Origin of the sequence: Prevotella sp. P2-180, from assembly GCF_002251435.1 — a bacterium.
Taxonomy (GTDB): Bacteria; Bacteroidota; Bacteroidia; order Bacteroidales; family Bacteroidaceae; genus Prevotella.
The window spans coordinates 1-23,185 of sequence record NZ_NPJI01000088.1 but is presented as its reverse complement, the minus strand read 5'-3'; the positions used below and the strand labels follow the sequence as shown (position 1 = coordinate 23,185).

18 protein-coding genes and 2 tRNA genes are annotated in these 23,185 nt (G+C 45.4%); 6 read left to right on the top strand and 14 right to left on the bottom strand.

The window, feature by feature from the left end; all coding sequences use genetic code 11:
* The first annotated feature begins 23 nt into the window (after positions 1-23).
* From CIK98_RS12075 to thiL, 3 genes are all read left to right on the top strand, one after another.
* Positions 24-96: transfer RNA gene (locus CIK98_RS12075), tRNA-Phe, on the top strand.
* A gap of 81 nt (positions 97-177) precedes the next feature.
* Complete coding sequence (gene coaW, locus CIK98_RS12070) at positions 178-996, top strand: type II pantothenate kinase (RefSeq protein ID WP_094384568.1); 819 nt, start codon at positions 178-180, stop codon at positions 994-996.
* 11 nt (positions 997-1,007) lie between these two features.
* A complete protein-coding gene (thiL, locus tag CIK98_RS12065; RefSeq protein WP_094384566.1) occupies positions 1,008-2,084 on the top strand; it encodes a thiamine-phosphate kinase in 1,077 nt (358 codons plus the stop codon).
* 7 nt (positions 2,085-2,091) lie between these two features.
* Here thiL and CIK98_RS12060 read toward each other — a convergent pair whose 3' ends face one another.
* The 13 genes from CIK98_RS12060 to CIK98_RS12000 form a co-directional block, all read right to left on the bottom strand.
* Complete coding sequence (locus CIK98_RS12060; RefSeq protein ID WP_094384564.1) at positions 2,092-2,901, bottom strand: purine-nucleoside phosphorylase; 810 nt, start codon at positions 2,899-2,901, stop codon at positions 2,092-2,094.
* Positions 2,786-3,955, bottom strand: a complete 1,170-nt coding sequence (gene lpxK, locus CIK98_RS12055; RefSeq protein WP_141210533.1) for a tetraacyldisaccharide 4'-kinase — start codon at positions 3,953-3,955, stop codon at positions 2,786-2,788. The genes CIK98_RS12060 and lpxK overlap by 116 nt, the downstream gene beginning before the upstream one ends.
* A gap of 151 nt (positions 3,956-4,106) precedes the next feature.
* Positions 4,107-5,882 (bottom strand): signal peptide peptidase SppA, encoded by a 1,776-nt coding sequence (sppA, locus tag CIK98_RS12050; RefSeq protein ID WP_094384560.1) that lies wholly within the window; start codon positions 5,880-5,882, stop codon positions 4,107-4,109.
* Positions 5,883-6,054: 172 nt separating this feature from the next.
* Positions 6,055-7,467 (bottom strand): cardiolipin synthase, encoded by a 1,413-nt coding sequence (cls, locus tag CIK98_RS12045; protein ID WP_256387774.1) that lies wholly within the window; start codon positions 7,465-7,467, stop codon positions 6,055-6,057.
* A 1-nt stretch (position 7,468) separates the two neighbouring features.
* A complete protein-coding gene (gene glmM, locus CIK98_RS12040) occupies positions 7,469-8,854 on the bottom strand; it encodes a phosphoglucosamine mutase (protein ID WP_094384558.1) in 1,386 nt (461 codons plus the stop codon).
* Entirely contained in the window at positions 8,851-9,474 is a 624-nt protein-coding gene (locus CIK98_RS12035) for a DUF4827 domain-containing protein (RefSeq protein ID WP_094384556.1), read from the bottom strand. The genes glmM and CIK98_RS12035 overlap by 4 nt, the downstream gene beginning before the upstream one ends.
* A gap of 75 nt (positions 9,475-9,549) precedes the next feature.
* Positions 9,550-10,584, bottom strand: a complete 1,035-nt coding sequence (locus CIK98_RS12030; RefSeq protein WP_094384554.1) for a bifunctional oligoribonuclease/PAP phosphatase NrnA — start codon at positions 10,582-10,584, stop codon at positions 9,550-9,552.
* 9 nt (positions 10,585-10,593) lie between these two features.
* Positions 10,594-11,505 (bottom strand): sugar phosphate nucleotidyltransferase, encoded by a 912-nt coding sequence (locus tag CIK98_RS12025; protein ID WP_094384552.1) that lies wholly within the window; start codon positions 11,503-11,505, stop codon positions 10,594-10,596.
* Between the two features lie 98 nt (positions 11,506-11,603).
* Positions 11,604-13,952: a BamA/TamA family outer membrane protein gene (locus CIK98_RS12020; RefSeq protein ID WP_094384550.1), complete on the bottom strand. Its 2,349-nt coding sequence runs from the start codon at positions 13,950-13,952 to the stop codon at positions 11,604-11,606.
* Positions 13,949-18,592, bottom strand: coding sequence for a translocation/assembly module TamB domain-containing protein (locus tag CIK98_RS12015; protein WP_094384548.1), 4,644 nt, complete (start codon positions 18,590-18,592; stop codon positions 13,949-13,951). Before CIK98_RS12015 ends, CIK98_RS12020 begins: the two co-directional genes overlap by 4 nt.
* A gap of 75 nt (positions 18,593-18,667) precedes the next feature.
* The gene (locus tag CIK98_RS12010) at positions 18,668-19,342 is read right to left on the bottom strand and encodes an RluA family pseudouridine synthase (RefSeq protein WP_094384546.1); all 675 of its coding nucleotides are present in this window, start codon (positions 19,340-19,342) and stop codon (positions 18,668-18,670) included.
* A 31-nt stretch (positions 19,343-19,373) separates the two neighbouring features.
* On the bottom strand, positions 19,374-20,132 hold the full coding sequence (gene fabG, locus CIK98_RS12005; RefSeq protein WP_094384544.1) for a 3-oxoacyl-[acyl-carrier-protein] reductase: 759 nt from the start codon (positions 20,130-20,132) through the stop codon (positions 19,374-19,376).
* Positions 20,133-20,194: 62 nt separating this feature from the next.
* Positions 20,195-20,788, bottom strand: a complete 594-nt coding sequence (locus CIK98_RS12000) for a TetR/AcrR family transcriptional regulator (RefSeq protein WP_094384542.1) — start codon at positions 20,786-20,788, stop codon at positions 20,195-20,197.
* A gap of 85 nt (positions 20,789-20,873) precedes the next feature.
* Between CIK98_RS12000 and CIK98_RS18245 the strand changes: the two genes are divergently transcribed.
* From CIK98_RS18245 to CIK98_RS11990, 3 genes are all read left to right on the top strand, one after another.
* On the top strand, positions 20,874-21,023 hold the full coding sequence (locus CIK98_RS18245) for a hypothetical protein (RefSeq protein WP_172409932.1): 150 nt from the start codon (positions 20,874-20,876) through the stop codon (positions 21,021-21,023).
* A tRNA-Met gene (locus CIK98_RS11995) sits at positions 21,002-21,074 on the top strand. The genes CIK98_RS18245 and CIK98_RS11995 overlap by 22 nt, the downstream gene beginning before the upstream one ends.
* 338 nt (positions 21,075-21,412) lie before the next feature.
* Complete coding sequence (locus CIK98_RS11990; protein WP_094384540.1) at positions 21,413-22,495, top strand: linear amide C-N hydrolase; 1,083 nt, start codon at positions 21,413-21,415, stop codon at positions 22,493-22,495.
* Between the two features lie 65 nt (positions 22,496-22,560).
* Here the strand turns inward: CIK98_RS11990 and CIK98_RS11985 are convergent, their stop codons facing one another.
* Positions 22,561-22,998, bottom strand: a complete 438-nt coding sequence (locus CIK98_RS11985) for a transglycosylase SLT domain-containing protein (protein ID WP_094384538.1) — start codon at positions 22,996-22,998, stop codon at positions 22,561-22,563.
* Positions 22,999-23,185 lie beyond the last annotated feature (187 nt).

Here is a 23,185-nt window from a genome sequence, read left to right as displayed (position 1 = left end):
ATCAAGCTTCTCAACAACAAAAAGGTGCCATAGCTCAGTTGGTAGAGCAAAGGACTGAAAATCCTTGTGTCCCCGGTTCGATTCCTGGTGGTACCACTCCTCCTTTCATTAGAACCCCTGTTTAGCTTCGGCGACAGGGGTTCCCTCTTTTATATACAAACCATCAACAATCCAAATATGCTAATAGGAATAGACGTAGGCATCAGCACTACAAAAATAGTGGGAATAATGGATGGCGAAGTAGTGTCGCCTATACGTATCACCGCAGTAGACCCTGTCACCTCGCTTTATGGGGCTTTCGGAAAATACCTCCACGACAATAATTTTAGACTTGAAGACATTGACCACGTAATACTCACAGGAGTGGGAAGCGAATATATATCACAACCTATTTATGGACTTCCGACATCAAAATGCGACGAATTTGTGGCTGACGGACTCGGGGCTCGTTATGAGTCGGGAATTGACAAAGCCATTGTGGTGAGCATGGGAACGGGCACTTCATTCGTGAAATGCGAGGGATGCAACATGGAACACATTGGAGGTATTGGAACTGGAGGGGGAACGCTGCAAGGTCTTTCCAGGCTGCTGCTTAATACAAACGACATCAAGTTTGTATCGGAGATTGCAACTAGAGGAAACTTGGGGAACATCAACTTGCTCATTGGCGACATCAGCGCAAAACCTCTACCGGGATTGCCCATGGACGCAACTGCCTCTTTATTCGGAAAGGCTCAAAGCAACACTTCCCAAGAGGACATTGCAAAGGGACTGGTATGCCTCGTCCTGCAGTCTATAGGAAGCGCGGCGATTCTTGCAGGACAAGGTACGGGAATTAACGAATATATTCTCATCGGAAACCTCACACTGCTGCCGCAATGCAACGACATATTCCCGGCAATGGCTAAACTATATGGTGTGAACTTCCACATACCGAAACATTCGGTATTCTGCACTGCCATAGGTGCAGCTTTGAGCTATAAACAACAATTATAACACAACAGAACATGACAGACATTTCTGCTCTCGGTGAGTTTGGACTTATAAAAAGGCTTACCGACGGCCACGAGCCGAAAAACCTTTCCACTTTATATGGCGTAGGAGACGACTGCGCCGTATTGCATTATGGAAACAAGGAAACACTGGTTACGACAGACATGCTTATGGAAGGCGTACATTTTGACCTTACATATATCGACATGGTGTCGTTAGGATATAAGGCGGCCATGGTGAACATTAGCGACATTTTCGCCATGAACGGATATCCTCGACAGATGACCGTTTCGATGGCTTTGAGCAAGAGATTCAAAGTGGAAGACATCGACAACTTCTATCAAGGACTGAGAATGGCTTGCGACAAATGGAACGTAGACATCATAGGAGGCGACACCACTTCTTCGTATACTGGACTGGCCATATCCATAACTTGCATCGGAGAAGCTGACAAGGAAGACATCGTGTACAGAAACGGTGCCAAGGAAACTGACCTCATTTGCGTGAGCGGTGACCTCGGCGCTGCATACATGGGACTGCAACTGCTGGAAAGAGAGAAAACGGTTTACTACCAACAGGTGGAAGAGGCAAAGAAAAAAGGTAACAAAAGATTGCTGGAAGAACTCTCACAATTCAGCCCTGACTTCGCCGGAAAGGAATACTTGCTGCAACGACAACTGAGGAGCGAGGCTAGAGGCGACATAATAAAAAAACTTAGAGACGCAAACATCAAGCCTACGGCTATGATGGACATAAGCGACGGACTGAGCAGTGAACTTATTCACATTTGCTCTCAGAGCCATGTAGGATGTAGGATATTCGAAAAAAACCTGCCCATCGACTACCAGACGGCAGTAATGGCGGAAGAACTAAACATGAACGTCACCACATGCGCACTGAACGGAGGTGAAGACTACGAACTGCTGTTTACAGTGCCCATTGGCGACCATGAGAAAATACAAGCCTTGGACGACGTAAAACTTATCGGACATGTCACAAAAGAAAGTTTAGGCCGAATACTTGTCACACGTGATGACCAAGAATTCGACCTAAAAGCTCAGGGATGGAACCCGTTGAAAAAAGAGATGTGAGACTCTATCAGCACCTGTTGATCATCTCACGCATGATTTCCGTCATCAGCGGCTGAGCGTTGTTGGCGGCAATCTGCACCTCCTCGTGGCTCACCTCCACCGGAGTGTCCTCAAGACCGAGGTCGGTGATGATGCTGATACCGAAGGTCTTTATGCCACAATGATGGGCCACAATAACCTCTGGAACAGTGCTCATGCCCACTGCATCGGCACCTAAACGATGATACATCTTATATTCGGCAGGAGTCTCATAGGTTGGGCCTGTCACACCGATATACACTCCGTGTACCACACGAATACCCTTCTCCTCGGCTATCTTGTCGGCTTGGGCTATCAAGCCAAGATCGTAGGTCTCGTGCATGTCGAGGAAACGAGGACCTGGGGGAAAATTCTTTCCACGAAGAGGATGCTCGGGGAAGAAGTTGATATGGTCGGTGATAATCATAAGGTCGCCAATCTTGAACTCAGGATTCATTCCACCGGAGGCATTGCTTACAAACAGGGTCTTTATGCCCAATTCATACATCACACGAATGGGGAAGGTGACCTCTTTCATGGAGTAGCCCTCATAGTAGTGGAAACGGCCTTCCATGGCCATAATGTCCTTGTCGCCCAGCTTGCCGAAAATCAGTTTGCCTGCGTGGCCTTCCACTGTAGATACAGGGAAATTGGGTATATCACTATATGAATACTCGTAGGAATCAGTGATTTCGGAAGCTAATTGTCCGAGGCCTGTTCCCAGAATTATGGCTGTTTCGGGACTTGTTGTCATCCTTTGTTTTAGCCAAGATGCTGTTTCTTGAATTTTTTCGTACATAACCTATAATATTTTCGTTAAACTTTTCTTGATTCTCCATAAAGGCTATCTTAACGGGAAGAGCGTACATATTGTGACGCACATCCTCGCTAAGTCCTTCTGTCTCCAACAAGCGAGTCGTATCCTTCTCGGTGGTGACTATTAGCTTGGGATGAGGCAAGGAGGCATAGGTGTTGTTGATGAGGTCGACGTCGGCTGAAGTGAACCGGTGATGGTCGGAGAACGTGAGCTTGTGAATGTGCTTTGTATATGGCTCAAGGTCGACTGCAAGCTGCTTGGGCGAAGCTATGCCTGTAAGCAAAAGGACGTTTATGTCGGGCGTAATGCTGCTAAGCGGACGTTCCTTGCCGCAGAACACCGGACAGAGGTTGTCGTAGACTAAGGTCGTGAAGTAGAGATGCTGATAGGGGAAAAGGTTCATGGCCTTAGTGATGACACGAAACTCCATGGGCTTCAAGTCCTTGGGACACTTCGTCACTATCACTATGTCGGCGCGGTTCTTTCCATTGAGGGGCTCGCGCAAACGTCCTGCCGGCAAGAGCTTGTCGTAGATAATCAGACGATGATAGTCAACAAGCAAGATATTTATGCCTGGCTTGACATAACGATGCTGAAAGGCATCGTCGAGAAGGACGACATCGATATCTTTCACTGTCTTACCGTCTGTAAGGCGACGAATGCCGTTGACACGGTCTTTGTCTACTGCCACTGTTATGTCGCCAAACTTCTTCTTCATTTGCATCGGCTCGTCGCCAATGAGGCGTGCCGTGGCTGAAGAGTCGGCAATGATAAAACCATGGCTCTTACGCTTATAGCCTCGGCTGAGCACTGCCACTGAAGCATGTTTGCGCAACAACGACACAAGATACTCCACATGTGGTGTCTTGCCTGTTCCGCCCACCGTGATATTACCAACAGAGATGACCGGGATATCGAAGCTATGCGACTTCAGCAGTCCTACATCAAAACAAAAATTACGTAGCCTTACCCCTAAGCCGTATAGCCAGCTTAGGGGAAGAAGCCATTCGTTTATCTTTATAAAATCGCCTTCCATTGTTTCAGGATTTTTGTCCTTCCATACCTTACTACCCAAAGTAGAGTTAATTTATTTAAGTTTCGCATTTGGCTTAACTCCTTAACTCCTTAACTCCTTAACTCCTTAACTCCTTAACTCCCAATTACTTCCCTTTATTGCAAAAGTTGAGTTACTTTATTACCAAATAATATGGCATGCGTGTCTGTAAAGGATGTTGACCTTTGACATTCTTTATAAGCTTCACCGGTTCGTAATACTCACCAAGCGTAGCTTTTATCTGCTCGTCAAGATAGTTGCCGCCATTGTTACCTAAACTGCTAAACAACTGATCAAGGAAGTCAGGAGCAGCTGGATAGGACTTGGTCTTGTAGTCGGTGCCCAACTTGGCAAGTTCAGCCGCCTTTGTCACAGCTACATCTATTCCGCCAAGAGCGTCGACAAGCTTTATCTTCTTGGCATCCTGTCCTAGCCAAACTCGTCCCTGAGCAATCTCATGCACATCGGCCTTATTCATCTTTCTGCCCTCTGCTACACGATTAAGGAACTGGCCATACCCTCTGTCGATATATCTCTGAAGAATGGTTATCTCTTCTGGTGAATAAGGACGCGAAACATTACCAAAGTCGCTGTGTGTGTTTGTCTTCACAACATCAAACTTCAGCCCGAGCTTCTGGGTCATCAAGTCGCTCACATCAGGGAACATTCCAAAAATGCCTATGCTGCCGGTAAGTGTGGTGGGCTCGGCTACGATATAATTGGCGGCACAACTGATGTAATAACCACCAGATGCAGCATAACCGCCCATGGAAACCACAACAGGCTTCTTGGCCTTGAGCTTTCTTACGGCATTCCATATCTGCTCTGAGGCATAGGCACTTCCTCCGGGAGAGTTCACACGGAGAACAACGGCTTTCACATCGTCGTCGTTCATGAGTTCTTCAAGGTCCTTCGACACTGTGGGGCCGCAGATAACGTTACCTGTCTGTCCCATCTCGCTATCGACTACATCGCCGTAAGCATAATACACGGCTATCTTATTGTCGGAATTGTTTTTCACTGCCGGCAGATTCACCATGTCGATGACTGACATCTGGTTTACAACCTCATCGTCGTCAAGACCAAGACGTTTCTTAATAGTTTTCTTCACCTCGTCGGTATAGAGGAGTTTGTCAACTAATTTTTTCTCCACAAGAGACTTCGGGTCGTCGAATGTCACGAGACTGTCGGCATACTCGTTGAGTTTGGCTACTGGTATCTTACGGCTGGCAGCAACGTCTCCCACTATGGAGTTCCATATACCAGTGAGGTACTTTGAAGTCTGAAGGCGATTAGCGTCGCTCATTTGATCTTCGGTAAATACTTCTGTGGCACTCTTGAACTTACCCACCTTTACAATCTGCATCTTCACGCCCACCTTTGCAAGCAGGTCTTTGTAGAACATGGGCTGCGCACTCAGTCCGTGCCAATCCACCGTTCCGTAAGGATTGAGCAGCACCTCGTCGGCCACTGAAGCCACGTAATACGATGATTGTGTGTACTGGTCGCCGTAAGCCACTATCCACTTGCCGCTCTTCTTAAAATCAACGAGCGCATTGCGCAATGCCTGGCACGAAGCTGGAGAATCTGGCGAGAACAATCCAGCCTCGATATATATTCCCTTGATGTCGTCCTCAGTCTTAGCCCTCTTGATGGCATAGAGCATATCGTCAAGACCGACACTCTCGGCTGCGCCACCTATCATTTGTCCAAAGGGATTTCCGTCTGAACGCTCTGTCACTATACCGGACAGAGGCAATACGAGTACCGATTTTTCCTTTACTACAGTGGTTGCTTCCTGTGAAGCCACCATACCCATGATGGAGATGACACTGATAATGCCGATAACAATAGCGAATGTCAAAATGCCGATAACAGTCGCTAATACATACTTGAGAAACTCTTTCATAAATAAAAAATATTAATAATTTCTGCAAACTTACACAAAAAAAATGAATTATCCGCTTATTTAATGAAAAAAGTGATGAAACTGCTTCATTTTCATACAAAAAAAGCAGCAGAAAGGTCCTTTTTCCTTCATCTCACACTACTTTTAACCTTCATTAAAACGAAAAGGCTTGTCACATCAGAGGCGACATCAGGCGGGTTATACTTTCCCACAACTTAACAATAAAATGGTGCTTGCGAGACTCGGAGAGATTAAAGGCTGAACAGTGTTTCTCGTCTTCAAGAAATATTTCCTTGAAACGACATGCGGTGGAAGAATCATAGAAAAACACGTTTGCCTCAAAATTGTTCTCAAAACTACGGAAGTCGATATTCGTTGAGCCACATGAGGCAAGGCTATCGTCGACAACCCACATCTTACTATGAAGAAAACCTCCTTCATACAACAATACCGTAGCACCAATCTCTGCAAGGTCGGACAAGTATGACTGCTGCGCCCACTGAACAAAAAAGGCATCGGTAGAAACCGGAACCATCACCCTTACGTCGATACCAGCAAGCACTGCTGCCTTCAAGGCCGACAATATAGTCTCGTTGGGCATGAAATAAGGTGTCTGGATATAGATATATTTACGGGTACGCATGATTATGCTGAGAAGTCCGTTCATGATTTCTGGATATGGGGTGACAGGCGTGCTCGTCACAATCTGCGCAATACAATTGTTCACATTACAGGTTGACTGAGGTGGATAGTAACGGCGGTTGCTGATAATGGTGCGGTCGACAAAATACCAATCGACCAGAAACGCTCGCTGCAGTCCATATACTCCACCACCAGTAATTCTCACCATGGTATCGCGCCATGGACGGTCTCCCCTACCCTTCACATAACGAAGAGCCAAATTCATTCCGCCGATATATCCAACCCTTCCGTCAACCACGATAATCTTGCGGTGGTTGCGATAATTAACCTTACTCGTGAAATAACGAAACCTTACTGGCATAAAAGGCCAAGCCTCAATGCCTTCCTGGCGCATCTTCTCGAAAAATTCTCTCTTTACCCTCCAACAACCCACATCGTCGTAGATGAGCCTTACCTCTACACCTTTGCGTGACTTGTCGATGAGCACGTCGGAAAGAAGATTGCCAAGGGAGTCGTCCTCAAAAATATACATGTCGATATGGATACTTTGAGTGGCATTGCCAATAGTGGAAATAAGATCTAGGAAAAAAGAATGGCCATCGGTGAATATTTCAACTTCATTATCCTTAAACGGAAGACAGAAATTCTGATTGGCGAAAAGGTCGACTGTCACACGATGGTTTTCGGGCACATGAAGGTCTTGTTGCACCACAAATTCAAGCATGGAGCGCTTGGTGAGTTGGTCAAGGCTACGTTGGCTCATCAACTTTTCGCGGCGGGTGTTACGACCGAAAAAGAAATAAAACAACAAACCAACAACTGGCATAAAATAAATCACCAACATCCATGCCATTGTCTTGGCGGGCTGTCGGTTGTCCATCAAGACATGGACAATGGCCATGATCTTGATGGACTCGTAGACTATAAGGAGCGGTGCGCTCACATTAAACCATTTCTTCCACTATTTTCATTATTTTCTTTCCGAGATTGTCGGCCTCGTCCATTGAAGAGGCTTCGCTATAGACACGGATAATCGGTTCAGTGTTTGACTTACGAAGATGAACCCACTTGTCGGCAAAGTCTATCTTCACACCGTCGATATCTGTCACTTGCTCGTTGGCGTACATCTCCTTCACACGCAAGAGTATGGCGTCGATGTCTGTATCGGGAGTGAGGTCGATGCGGTTTTTGGCTATGAAATACTCTGGAAGCGTGGCACGAAGTTCGGTCAGAGTCTGCTTGCGCTCTGCAAGGAGAGAAAGGAACAGGGCTATACCTACAAGTGCGTCGCGACCATAATGGCTCGCTGGATATATCACACCGCCATTGCCCTCGCCGCCTATAACGGCATTCACTGTCTTCATCTTCGTTGTCACGTTTACCTCTCCCACGGCAGAGGCAAAATACTGACCGCCATGACGAAGGGTGACATCGCGAAGGGCACGTGTGGAGCTTAGATTGCTGACTGTGTTGCCATGAGTGTGACCAAGTACATAGTCGGCCACTGACACTAAGGTGTATTCCTCGCCAAACATTGTACCGTCTTCACTAATAAAAGCAAGACGGTCGACGTCGGGGTCGACTACTATACCCATGTCATAACCTCCTTTTTTCACCTCGCTCATTATGCCCTGAAGATTCTTCTCTAGCGGTTCGGGATTGTGGGCAAAACGACCTGTGGGCTCACCATTGAGTATAGTGTACTCCACTCCGAGGGCATCAAGAAGACGAGGAAGAATGACACCGCCAACACTGTTGATGGCATCGATACACACGCGGAATTTACGTTCTTTTACTGCCTCAACATCAACAAGTTCAAGGTCTAGTACGCCTTTTATATGACAGGAGTCGAAATCATTGTCTGTAGTGTAAGAACCGAGATTGTCTACATCTGCATAGACAAAGTCTTCGCGGGCTGCGATATCAAGCACTTCTGCTCCGTCGGCAGCTGTCAGAAACTCGCCCTCAGAGTTGAGCAGTTTCAATGCGTTCCACTGTGTAGGATTATGACTGGCAGTGATGATAATGCCACCATCGGCATTATGATGGCGCACAGCCAACTCTGTTGTCGGAGTTGTAGCAAGTCCAAGGTCTACAACGTCGAAACCCATACCGAGCAATGTTCCGCAAACAATACTTCTCACCATCTCCCCCGAAATGCGTGCATCGCGACCCACCACGACGCGAGGACGATGGTCTGCCTTTGCATTCCTAGCGATAAAAGTGGCGTAAGCAGAAGTGAATTTTACGATGTCAAGTGGATTAAGCGTATCGCCGGAAGCACCGCCGATTGTACCGCGTATGCCTGAAATTGATTTAATTAATGTCATCTTTCTCTTTGATAAGTGATTACATAATGACAGGCATAGACGCTTTGCTGGGCGTAAGCCTGACCTTTGGAATGAGGCACGATGAGGTTCACCTTTGATATCTCCTCATCGGCCGATGTCTGACGTCCGATGTTGATATACAACAACGGTATGAGCCAACCTTCGGGCACAGAATTGCCGTAATAGCTCTGCATGACGCCTTGTATAAACGAAGCTGTGATTGTGCTTCCTATTCGTTGTACGGTGAATTTGTCAGGATAAGTGTTGGTATTCATATTTCCCGCCTGATAGTAACTGTCGTTGATGTTATACTCAGCAAAGCGGCAAAGGATGTTCACTTGCTTGTTCTCTTCCAGTTTCTCCCCGGCACCACGTCTTTCTATCTGCATGTATATGCCGCTCTTTTCAAGATAAACATATTCATTGTTCTCAACGGAAGTCTTTTCTCCGTTAGCAGTGAAAGTGGCCTCGTCGATTACCTTGATGTTGTTTTCTGCAATATAGGCTGCAATGGCATCACGCTCTTTCTCTTTCTTCTCGCCGTAAGTTTCATAATCGTCGCACGACATGAAAGTGAAAGCCGCAAGTGCCATGATTGCAAAAAAAATTGTTCGTTTCATTCTATTTTCTTTTCTGTTAATTACAAAATCGGGTGCAAAGATAAGAAAAAAAGCTCAAACAAGAAAGATATTTCACTACTTTAACTTGCTTTCATACGCAAGAATAGCCTTTTCTGTGATTTTTACCGCTTCGTCGATAGAACAGAACAACTTACCGCCTGAGGCATTGAAATGTCCGCCGCCATTGAAAAATTCGGCTGCCATCTCGTTGCAGGAAAAATTGTCGACACTACGCAGCGACACAAGGATATGGTTGTCGCGCTCGGTATCTTCACGAAGGGAGATGCTTAGCTGCATGCCCTTAATTTGCAGAGGCATATTGACCAAACCCTCACTGTCGCCTTTTACATACTGGAAACGTTTCAAATCATCTCGCGTAAGGGTGAAATATGCAGCATGGCCATCAGCCAGCACTTTCATCTTCTCATACAAGACATATCCCTGAAGACGTAGACGATTCTCGCTGAAGGTATGGAACACGTTACGATATATCTTATCCTTGTCTATTCCTTTGGTAATTAGCTGACAGATTATGAAGAAAATCTCCGGACGAGAGCTAGCAAAAGTGAAACCTCCGGTATCGGTCATCATTCCACAATATACCGACGAGGCATACTTGCGGCCGAGCTTGTCAAACAGACCTAGTTGCCACACTATTCGGAACACCATTTCGCAGGTTGAGCTAAGCGACGGATGAGACACAGTCAAAACGGTGTCTATGGAAGGGTTCAGATGATGGTCGATAAGCACTTTATCGCCTCTTGCCGCACTAAGGCTTGCCTTCATGACATCTGTTCTTGATAACTCGTTAAAATCAAGACAGAATAACAGGTCGGCATCGGCTATATAGGCATCGGCCTCGTCACTGCGCTTGTCATAACGCACAATAGTCTCTATACCAGGCAGCCAACGAAGGAAATCGGGAAACTGATCGGGAACTATAATGATTGGTTTTTTGCCAAACAAACGGAGTGCTTCCGACCATGCTAACGATGAACCTATGGCATCGCCGTCGGGACTGACATGGCTGCAGACAACAATATTGTCTGCAGCCAAGATAAGTTCACGAAGTTTTTCAAGCTCCTCCGAAGTCAGTAAGTCAATATTCATTATTCTTTTTTAGAATAGTTTATTGGGATATACACCCTCATTTACAAGTTGCTGGATACGGTCTACGGTATCCTGACGGTCGGCGGCATAGGTCACGCCAAACCATTTGCTGGTAGTATCGAGAACCTGTACTGTTGACGTTCCCTCGTTGATAAGTTTGTTGACCATAAGAGGAATGAAGAACTCTGCCTTGAGATTCTCCATTGTCTTTGGCTCGGCAAGGAACTCCTTGAAATATGCCTCACTATACTCGAAATAGTCGGGAGTGAAGCCCCACATGTTCATCGACACAGGAGTGTTTTCTTCTACGGGTATCCACTTGCCTTCCTCGTCCTTGTAACATATAGGACCGTCTACGCGCATTATCTCTGTACGCTCCACAACAGTGGTGAGATTGCCCTGCTCGTCCTTTGAACAGATGCCACGGGCTACGGTGCCATTCTCCGACAACGTGTTTCCTACTCGGAATCCTACCATGGCATACTTGTTTTTACTTCCCTCGGGAAGGTCGGAAAGGAACTTGCCTATTACTTGGAATGCGTCGCGATTATAAAAGTCGTCACAGTTGATTACACAGAATGGTTCTTTCACTACATTCTTTGCCATAAGCACAGCATGGTTTGTGCCCCAAGGTTTCACACGGTCGGCAGGACAGGTAAAGCCTTCGGGAAGGGCATCGAGACTCTGGAAACAGAGTTCAACGGGCACATGGCCTTCATACTTGCTAAGGATTTTCTCACGGAAGTCTTGTTCAAAATCCTTGCGAATGACAAAAACGATTTTGCCGAAGCCTGCCTTTATGGCATCGTAGATGGAATAGTCCATAATAGTCTCGCCATTGGGACCAAGACCATCAAGTTGCTTCAGGCCACCGTAACGGCTTCCCATTCCGGCTGCTAAGAGTAATAAAGTTGGTTTCATTTTTTCTTTTTATTAGTTATAATTTCGGTTGATAACCTTTTTAACTGCAAAATTAATATATTATTTTTTAAATTACAAGCTTTTGGCGACTTTTTTTATCAGAAAGGATAACCTATGGCAAAATGGAGCGTCTGATTGTCCTTAAAACTGTTGATATTGTAGAATCCACTCTTCCCTGTGTCAAAAGGTAAGTGAAGACCTACTCCCCAGTCGAGACGTATAACAAGGAAATCAAGATCGTAACGGATGCCAAAGCCTGTGCCTACTGCTATCTGACGATAAAAACGGTCGAAACGGAATATGCCTGGTTCCAAAAAATTACGTATCGCTTCGTCATCGCCTACATTGACATTGTAGTTCCAAACGTTGCCGGCATCGAGAAACAATGCGGCTGAAAGACTGCCAAAGATTCGACGGCGGTATTCCAGGTTTGCCACAAGCTTGATGTTGCCGTTGTTGAAAATATAATTCAACTGGTTATCGCCACTGTTGGCAACTCCACCTGGACCTATGCCACGAATGGGGAATGCACGGAGACTGTTGGCGCCACCCACATAAAACTGCTCACTGAACGGGATGTAGTCGCTATTGCCGTAATTGTAGATAATGCCGGCATTGACATGGGCAAGAAGCTGGGAGTTGAGGTCAAGGGTCCAAGTCTTGCGGAAGTCGGTCTCAAATTTCAAAAACTGGGCATAGCTGGTCTTAAATAGTTTCTTCCCAACCTCATTCCAGTCTTTGCCAGCTGCCATCATCCCAAGGGAAAGCAGGTTTCCGGATTCTGCTAATGTGAACTCCCAACGAATGGGATTTAGACATGAAGACGGGCTAGTATATATATAGGTATAGCGCATCTGGGGTACAAACATGTCTTCCATCATGCCTACAAGATACAGATTCTCGGCCATAAGGGAGTCGAGACGGCTTGAAAGGGTCTTCGTAAACTGGTATTTCACTGTCAGGGGCGAAAACTCATGTTTGCTGGTGGGTGATGTCTGCCAACGATATGTCCACTCACCGGATACCACGTTCATGCGATAATAGTCTGGACGGTAGACAGTATTGGTAGACAGTTTTGCCATGGTGGAGGACTGGGAGAAGAAACGGCGACGTATCACACGTCCGGCACTGTCGCGCTTTACACGGAACTCCTTAAAAAATGGTGCTATGATGCGCGGAAACTCCACAGACAAGTCGGCACCATACTCATAGTTGCTGCTTGAATTGCGTTTATTGGTCTCCCATGCATAAGAACCGTGAATGTTGACGTCGAGCTTCTCACCGCCACGGAAGGCGTTGCGACGTGTTAAACCGGCTTTCAGTTCTGGTCCCATACGGCCTATGGTCTTATTTTTGAAATTTCCCTCAAAATATATGTCATATGGCCGGTCAAGGATGCAGTCTAGGGTCAGGTCGAGAGTGTCGCATGCCATAGTGGTGTCACGAGGCGTAAACTTAAAGTCTACAGAACTGAAAAGGCCCATGGAACTGAGTTTTACTGTAGTCTCTTGATAGTCAGAGAAGCTATAGACTTCATTATGGCGCATTTTCATATTGCGCATTACAACACGAGGTCGCAAGGGCGGCTTCTTTCCGCTGTATTTAATAGAGAAGAAGCGGTAGCGAAGGCTGTCGGTGAGGCGTTCTGTATAAGTGCGTTGCATGTTGATATGAATATTGCCGATATGCCATTTATGGAGAACCGACTCAGGAAGATCGGAGGCCAGCTGCAGTCGAAGGGCGGCCTTGTTTGGCTCTGACAGAGTGTCGGCAAGATATGATGCATAGCCTGCTTGGTAATAATAATAGCCATGATCGCGGAAGAGAGTATATAAGCGCTGGCGCTCACTATCGAGTGACGATACGTCGAGAGGCGACCCTTTCTTTATCTTCGCCTCTGTCACCGTAGACGCTATAAGACTGTCGGCCTCGGCGGGGAAGTCGACATATTCCAATGTGTCGACGGTAAAGATCTCGCCGACATTCACATTATAGCCTATCTTACACTTCTTCGGATTTTTCTGTTGCACGTTCTCATAACTTACCTTCGAGTGAAGATACCCATGATTACGCAACACTGTCTGGGCCACCGACGCACGTAATGCCGGATTGACCCAACTCATAAGCACAGGCTGTTTGCCAAAACTCTTAACCATCCATTTTGAAAAGCCATCATCCTTACCTGAGAAGGCATTCCATATCCACAAACCATAAGGAAATGGTGTCCGATAGTATGAACTGCCAAAAAGTGCACCATTGGGGGCAGTGGCAAGTGCAGCCTCCACCTCTGCCTGTGTAGCAATAAAGTGGTCGCTGGACTTATAGTTGTCGTACTTTATCTCTGTCAAGCCTACAAATAGCTGGTCGTCATCGGGTATGCCACTCGTTGTAGAACAACTTGTCATGACGCATAGCGCTACGAGTAGTGCAAATATTGATTTCTTCATTCTTTTGCTTCCTTTCGATTATTGGTTGTTGAGTCTGCCTTCTGATTGTTCTCATCATGGACTATCGGTATCACTTCGTCATCCTTCTTGAAAAGGTCTCTGAAGTTCTGTAACGTCTTGCGCAAAACAAAGCCGGCTCCATACTCTTGGGTGTAACCGTCGAGCCAGTCATAGGAATTGTTATTATAAAATAAGGTGACATACTTGTTTGCCGTGTCGTCAAGGCGGTATTCGAATGTCACGTTGTCGAAAAACGAATTGTTCTGTTGCGACTGTACATCTGCTCCCGTAGACACCTTGCCACCAACAGATATCTTCAGCCTGTTATTCCAGAAGCGTTTTGCAAACTGGAACGAGTAGTCGGTGTGGATTGAGCCTTGGGCATTGGTAGAGTTGTCGATGCCGATGGAAAGGTCTAGGGTACGCAACGCACTGCCTGTTATCTGGTTTATCTCACTGTTGAGGAAAGAGCTGAGTGCATTGTTCATAGAAAACGACTCTGTATTTCCGTCGGCAAGATACATTCCCGTGGTGAGCATTGTCACTGCAAGTTTCCCTCGTTGTTCTACACTCATGCTCTGCAGCTCGTTATGCAACGTAAGGTCTTCTGGTGCGTCGAGGGTAAACTCAAGCCCCATATCCTGCAAAGTGCGTGTGATGACTATGCCACTGACGAATTTCACACTGCGTCCTGCTCCATTGGTTCCTGTCACAGTGGCCTTCGTTTCTTCCTCGGCCGTAATGTTGAGTTGCGGGTTCATAATATCGCCATGGAACTCAAGGTAGCTGCCGTCTTGTATGGTGAAGGTCTTCAAAGGTATGACCGGAAGTGAATACTTCATTTTGCCGTTACTCAGTGTATATCGTCCGTTGAGCATTAATCCGTCAACAACGTTATACCTCATTCGTAGCGAACCGCCTCCGTTCAGATCTATGTAGTTTGAATGGTCGGCATTAAGATACGCCATGACATGAACACCATTTGATACGTTCAGCGACATATCCATAGTGAAACCTGTTATCGGCGGACGCACTATCTCCACTTGGGTAGTATCGCTAAAGTCACGGAACCTCACAAGCTCATCAAGACGATTGTCGGTCGTAATGGGGCTGTCGCGTAAAATATATCCCATGTCAGTCTTGCCAAGCACGTCGAGTTTTCCCTTCATCACCAAGTTGTCGATAAGTCCTTTAATTGTACCGTCAATATTTACATACGCCTTGCCGTAAGCCACACTCTTGTTGTTTTCCTTCTCACCGATAATCTGGTAGTCACGGGCACGCATCTTCAGGTCTACCATAATACGATCAAGATTGCTAAAATCTACATTTCCCATTATGTTTAGAGGATTGTCGTTATGGGCATAAACCGTAAAATTCTCAAATAGCAACCTGCTGTCGCTTATTTGAACCGGGTCGTCATCAAAACGTAAACGCATGCCGTATGGCACACTTACCAAGAATGACGAATTGAGATATATCTCTCCATTGACCACAGGCCGATCGAGATGGCCAGAAACTGAAAGCATGCCTTCGGCTTGTCCTTCTAAACCGAGAAGTTGGTCGGGTACGAAACCATTTACAAGGTCAAGCGGTGTTTGTTTCAATTCTATAGTGGCCTCAAGGCGCGGTTTCACCTCGTCGAAGTAAGTTCCTGACAAAGCGCCTATCTCACGGCCGTTCTGACTCAGCATCACCTCTACTACATGCGACACTCCTTCACCCTGCAAATAAGCTATTTCCGAACCTATATTGCCCATAGGAGAGTGTTCGTATGTCATGTCGTTTACCATAAGGTCTGACATTACTGACAGTTTCTCTTCCTTGTCAAGCATCACATGGAAGTCGCCATTGAGCAATCCGCCTACATGAGGCATATATGGTATGACATCCGATAGTTTGCCAAGGTCAAATTTGTTGAGACTGACAGTAAGGTCCTGAAGCATGTTCTCGTCATATTCATCAGGCGAGTATAGTTTCAAGCCGGTTCCGTCGTCGGCTATCAGGTCTACCTTTGCTGTCACACGGTTGTCGCGGGCAAGAAACACGAAGTTGTTCTCGTTAATGTTAAAAGCCTTATAACCTAAAAGCTGGCGGTATGGGGCAAGGGTGACACAAATGCCACTATCGAGCATCTCGGCTTTCACTGAGGCATCTACACCCAAGTTGTCCTTTGCATCGAAGAACTTTACTGCCGCACCGGCTTTATTGCCGTCGAGATAGCCGTCAAGAAGGGCACGGAACACAAACTGCGGATTGCGTTTGTTGTTTTGCACCAAGGCAGAGACGTTTACACGCTCGTCGTCCTGACTCACACGAAATCCTATAGTGTCGATGCGAACGCTGTCATATACCATTGAGTAGATATGACCATGTCCTTGCAGGCCGTCTTTCGGCGATGACTTCAAATCGCACGACAACGAATGGAAATCGAGTCCTTTGTATCTCAAAAAGTTTGCTACGGGGTTGTCATTGCCGCTTAACAGATGTAACCTCATGACAGGAAGCAACTCGCGCAGCCTTTGTTCGTCTATCACGAGTTGTGACTTGTGCAGCGACAACTCGTTGCCTATTTCTTCAACCTGTTTCAGAAGACTCTCATATCCACCCTGGGCCGCAAAGTTAAGTTCCAGATTGCCACTATATACCTTTGCCCATGTAGTGTCACGAGTAGTAGAGAGATCTATGACAAGGTCTTCGGGACGGTATGTCTTTTTATCAGTACGTATGGTAAAGTCGTTGAAAAGAGCCTGAAGCTTATGGGTCTGATGCAAATCGGACGCCACATCTACATGGGCGCACATACTCGCAGTCAAAGGTTTCTTGCTAACACGTAGCGACTGCATATCTGCCCAACGTATGTCGGTGCTCAATGTGGCTTGCAGCTTCCTTGTTGACACAAGGGCATCAAAGTTTATTTCGCCATCAAGAAGGGCATTGCTGCTATTGAGCCTTGCATGGGCCACACCATTTTCCAAAAGTGCGGAAAGTGTGACATTATCAACATTCAGATGCCCATAACCAAATTGCCGTACATTAGCTTCTGCCTTCAGTCTTGTACTTTTCGAAAGCATCGAAAAGCCACGACCGCTTACATTCACATCGCCACTAAATAGTTTCAGTGAGTCGAGTGGCATGAAATGACGAATATCAAGATTTGCGACGTCAATATTTGCAGAATAACTCTCTGTAGGCATAATTATACGCCCGTCAAACTTCACTTTCCCACGCCCTTCTCTCAAAGTGAGGGCTGCTCGATAATCCTGTCCGTCAGCCGACAACTGACCATTGAGTTTCATACCTTTCGGTATACGGTAAGAACCATCTGAAGAAAGAATACTGTTGAGAAACGACAGATTGCCAGTGGAGGCATTTACCTTTACCTTTGCCTTCATCTTTTCCATCCGTGTAGGATTCAAGGCATATCCTTTTGCTTCCAAGTCAAAGGCATCGGGCAGACTAGCGTAGAGTGTGTCAATATCTACACGGCGAAGGTTGCCATTGGCAGAAGCGACAAGTCGTAACGCCCGCTCTGGATAACGATGTACAAAATCAATAGGTAGTGCCCCTGCATAACGCAAAAGGTCACCCTTACCCAATTCGGCAAATAGATGTAGTCTTACCTTACCGGGATCGTGTTGTTCAAAAGCGTTTAGGTCAATGCTACAGGTTGCAGAAAGCTTCGAATCGGCAGTGGATAGATTTACCACCGGAATATCTATCTTTGAGGAATCAAGGGCAACTGGCATAAACATATCCGTAATGGCAAGGCCACTCTTCTCTTTCATCCGAAACTGTCTCACTATTAAGCCTGCCTTCGGGTCTTGATAGAACAACGAATCTACCACTATTCCTATATCGCTTAATTCTATATGATTTGCGTCAAGACCATTCACATAAGGCTCATACTTATTGTCAACCGACAACTTTGAACCATGAAAAGCTATACGGCCGGCTTCATAACGCAGTGTGCCAAGATCTACAAAAGTCTTTTGAACCTCAAACTTCTTGATGGCAGCCGCCACTTTCATAGTGTCTCCTATGGTGTGAAAAGCCACCTTCGTGTTGCCTATGCTGGCCTTGGCTATTGATATTTTCCATTTCGCTTCAGATGCCGTGTCGTCTGGCGGCAACGTGTCGGGCAACATGGCTATGTCTACATCTCCACCGTCAAGCGAAAAACCGTCTACATTGACAGTCTCATCCAATAGGTCCACACCGCGACCTTTCATCTCTATCTGCGAAACAAATCCCTTTACACGCGCTGCAGATATGAAACCGTCGGTGTCAAACTTTGCATCGTTGACCCTAAACTGATCTATCACTACCTTTCCTTTAAACAAAGGCCATAACTGCACATCTGAAACAATAGACCTCACGTCGGCTATTGTGTCTCTTACATTTGCAGACTTCTCGTCAGGCTTGATAAAACAGACTTTCTCAACCCGTAAATCCAGTGGGAAACTCAACGTCACACGCTCCACGCTAACGTCAGCACCTGTAGCCTCGGACAAATATCCTACTGCCTTCTGCACAATATAATTCTGTACAGATGGTATATATAATAATAATGTTGCCACCAAAAACAATACAATGGGTGTCAACAATATAGAAGTAGTCCACAACAGAAACTTTTTCATCAGTGATTCTTTTTTCTGCAAATGTAGGCTATTTTTCCCAAATAAAAGAAGTATTGAAGTGAAAATATCAAAAAATCACTCCCTATTTAGTATTTTTTTCCATAAGGGGTCTTTGGGAAGGGGAGCGTCCAGTACGATTCTTTGCTTGCTGACTGGATGAACGAACTCTACATGACGCGACAATAGCGAGATACTTCCGTCAATATTACTTCGACGAGCTCCATATTTCAAATCACCACGTATAGGACATCCCATGGCCGCCAACTGGCAACGTATCTGATGATGCCTCCCTGTCAGCAGACGGATTTCCAATATATGAAAATTGTCTCCAGAGGCAAGAAGCCGATAGTCAAGAACGGCTTTCTTCGAATCCTTCACCTCATGGTCGTAGGCAAAACTCTTGTTAAGTTTCTCATTGCGTACTATCCAATTCGTCAGACGTCCCTCTGTCTGAGACGGACGGTTTTTTACTATAGCCCAATAAGTCTTATGCACCTCACCTGTGCGGAACATCTCGTTCAGACGACTTAAAGCCTTTGATGTTCGGGCAAAGATCACTAGACCGCTTACAGGACGATCAAGACGATGAGTAACGCCAAGAAACACGTTGCCCGGCTTGGAATACTTCACCTTTATATATTCCTTCACAAAATCAGAGAGCGGAGCGTCGCCAGTCTTGTCGCCCTGAACGATCTCTCCGCTTTCCTTATTCACCACTATCACGTGGTTATCTTCATAAATTACTTCCAATTGTAAAAATGATCAATTGATGAATCCACTATTACATGTTCATTCCACCGTCAATCTGGATTACCTGTCCAGACACATAGCTTGACATGTCAGAGGCAAGGAACAGACACACGTTGGCTATATCCTCCACCTGACCACCACGACGGAGTGGTATCTTCTTCATCCAGTCCTTGCGGATGTCCTCAGGAAGCTGAGCTGTCATGGCTGTCTCGATAAAGCCGGGAGCAACGGCATTGGCACGCACACCCTTTGGACCTAATTCCTGGGCAATAGACTTTGCAAGGCCTATCATACCTGCCTTTGAAGCTGAATAATTGCACTGTCCGGCATTACCATGAACACCTACAACGCTCGACATATTAATGATTGAACCGCTACGCTGGCGAAGCATAATTGGAGCACAAGCATGGATAAAGTTGAAAGCCGACTTCAGATTCACGTTCAGCACAGCATCCCACTGCTGCTCAGACATACGAAGCATCAGACCATCCTTAGTGATACCGGCATTGTTTACCAATACGTCGATGGTACCGAAGTCTTCCTTTATCTTGGCTACTACAGCCTCTGTCTCAGCAAAATCGGCTGCATTGCCAGCATAAGCGTTGCACTTCACGCCAAGAGCCTCTATCTCCTTACGTGTTGCCTCAAGACCAGCTGCCATTTCATCGTTAAGTACAAGATCTGTAAATGCGATATTGGCTCCCTCCTGAGCAAATTTCATGGCAACGGCCTTACCGATACCACGTGCTGCACCTGTTATTAGGGCAGTCTTACCTGATAATAATCCCATTTTTTCTTTTCTTTTTATAAATGTAAATAATTATATTCTTTGTATCCTTTATTCAACTACAACTATTTAATCAAACTCTTTCCCAAAGCTCCGTACACAACCTTTGCCACAAGAGGCTTACTCGTCTCCTCGGTCATGCCATGACCAAGACGTCCGTAGATATACGGCACCTCAAGACCCTTTATACAATAATGTGTAATGTCTGCTACAAGTTCCACATTTTCTATGTCAAACTCCCCTTCTGCCTTTCCTTCAGAATAAACCTTACGGAACAGTTCTATCTCGTCCTCATCGAAATTCTTACGCTGCTTTTCCACCATCCATATATTGCGGAAAAACTCAGCTCTTAGATTTCCATTACGAACCACCGTCTCCTTTATCATGCTAAGGTGAGTATATATCAATTCAATAATCTTTTCTTGCGGACGGATTTTCTTTGCAGCCACTTCATCCAACTTGTCAGACAAGCGTTCCAACTCCGATTCAATGACAGCATAATACACCTCCTCCTTACTCTTGAAATATGTATAAAGAGTACGGCGACCTTTACCCGACGAAATGGCTATGTCATTCATCGTGGTATTCTCAAAACCATTTTTGGCAAATAGCTGGCGGGCTACGTCCACCAATTTCTGTCGAGTCTTGGATATTGACATCTGCTTTCCCTCCTATTTTCTAAATATTGCACATTCATGTTACCGTGTGCAAAATTAATTATTATATTTGAAATAAACAAGAAAAATGGAAGAAATAAGCAAAAAAACTGGAAAAACAAAGCAAAATAGAGGATATATTGAAAAAAAAAAGCATTTTTCTTGCATGATTAAAAAAAAAGCAGTACCTTTGCACCCGCAAATAAGAAATAACACCGCGGAGTGGAGCAGTTGGTAGCTCGCCAGGCTCATAACCTGGAGGTCGCATGTTCGAGTCCTGCCTCCGCAACAACAGCTGGGTAACAAGCTTAATGATAGCGTGTTGCCCAGTTCTTTTTTTCAAGTGGGACGAAATTCTTCCATGCGTTATGAGATTTCCCCCCTTTTCCCTCTCTCACTTCTGCTTAATCAACTCTTCCAAACCTCCATTTTTTTCGCAGCTCTTCAAGGTTACGTTTCACCTGCTCAGAATAGAGTTTAACAGGTAATAGCCGTTTTCAAAATATAAAAGTTAATTAATGGAGTTGAAAAACTAATATTACATAAAAATCATAAGCGAGAATAACAACGATACCCAATAATCGCTATATTTGCAGCTGATAACATACAATAAAAAAGGAGGTAAACATGAAAAAACTATTTTTGATGGTAGCCTTTGCCATTTTTTCATCGTTCCAGCAAAAGGCGGAAGCATGCACTGGCATCACGCTGAGAACAACAAACGGCTCGCCTGTAACAGCGCGTACCATAGAATGGGCAGGCAATGATCTGGAAAGCCGCTATACCATTGTACCACGTGGTTATTCACAACGTTCTTTCACTCCTTCAGGAGGGAAAGACGGTATGACATTCACATCACTCTACGGATATGTTGGACTGTCAGTGGAAAAGGCGGAATTTGTAGTGGAAGGCATTAACGAGGCAGGACTTACTGCCGGACTCTTCTATTTCCCTTCCTATGGTGAATATGAATCTTACAGCGAAGACAGTAGAGAATCGTCAATAAGCGACCTTCAACTAGTGTCGTGGATTCTAAGCAACTTCAAATCTATCGACGAAATGAAAAAGGCCATTTACGGTATTCATATCGTTACCATCGACCCTCGTGGTTCTACAGTCCACTGGCGCATCACCGAGCCCTCAGGCAGACAAGTGGTGCTAGAGATTATCGGGAAACAATTGCGATTCTACGAAAACAAGCTTGGCGTACTAACAAACTCTCCCAGCTTTGACTGGCATCTTACAAATCTCAACAACTACACCAACCTCTTCGCCGGACCAATCTATTCACGTGAGATTGGCGACCTTACACTTACTGCATTCGGTGGAGGTGGAGGATTACATGGAATCCCTGGAGACATGACACCGCCTTCGCGCTTCGTACGGTCAGCTTTCTTCCAAGCCACAGCACCCAAACAAGCAACAGGCGAAAAGGCAGTCTTCCAAGCCTTCCATCTACTTAACAACTTCGACATACCTGTTGGTATACAGTTTTCTGAAATACAAACAGTGCCAGACATCCCAAGTGCCACCCAATGGACTGTTGCAACCGACATAGCCAATCGTCGTATCTATTACAAAACAATGCATAATAATACCATACGATGTATCGACTTAAGAGCTATCAACTTCAAAAAAGTAAAATACCAATCAGCACCACTTGACAAGAGAAAGACGCAGCCAGTGGAAATGGTACACATCAACAAGTAGTCTTCCTAATAGTCAATAATAAACATAAGAGGCCAACTGTCTGTCATGACAATTGGCCTCTTATACTATTTCTTCATATTTCGAATCACCTTGTTATAATAACGCTGAGTTCTTTTTACACTATAGCGCATACCACCATTCCAAGAACGGATAGCTTTTTCTACATTGTTCGTAGGGTTGAAATAAGATTGGATAAGCAGAAACATCTCCTTTGACTTCGTTACACTAAATCTGTCCTTAAGTGTATATCTCTTTTTACTGTTTCGCTTCTCCAGAATTCGATTACATTCTTTCACTAATATGGGAGTAATCTGCATTGCTCCACAAGAATTTCCACTTACCGCATTTGAGTCTCCTTCGCTCTCAACTTGTATGATGGCCTGCATCACCGGTTCCCAATCAAATTCTGACTTTGGTCTTTCTACCTTCTCAGTGGCTGCATAAAGCGGCATAACTGAAATCATAATAAAACTTAGACATACAATTCTTAATACTCTATTCATAACATAATTTTTTCGGAGTATCAGTCTTACCCAAAGACCATGAACAACTCATAATAAACTATTCGTTATTCTACTCCAGTTATTTACTTAAGTATGACCGTCCCACACGGGACATTGGTGTCACCTATTTTATTTCGAGTGCAAAGTTAGGCATATTTTTTTAAGCAACCAAATAATTTTAAGTATT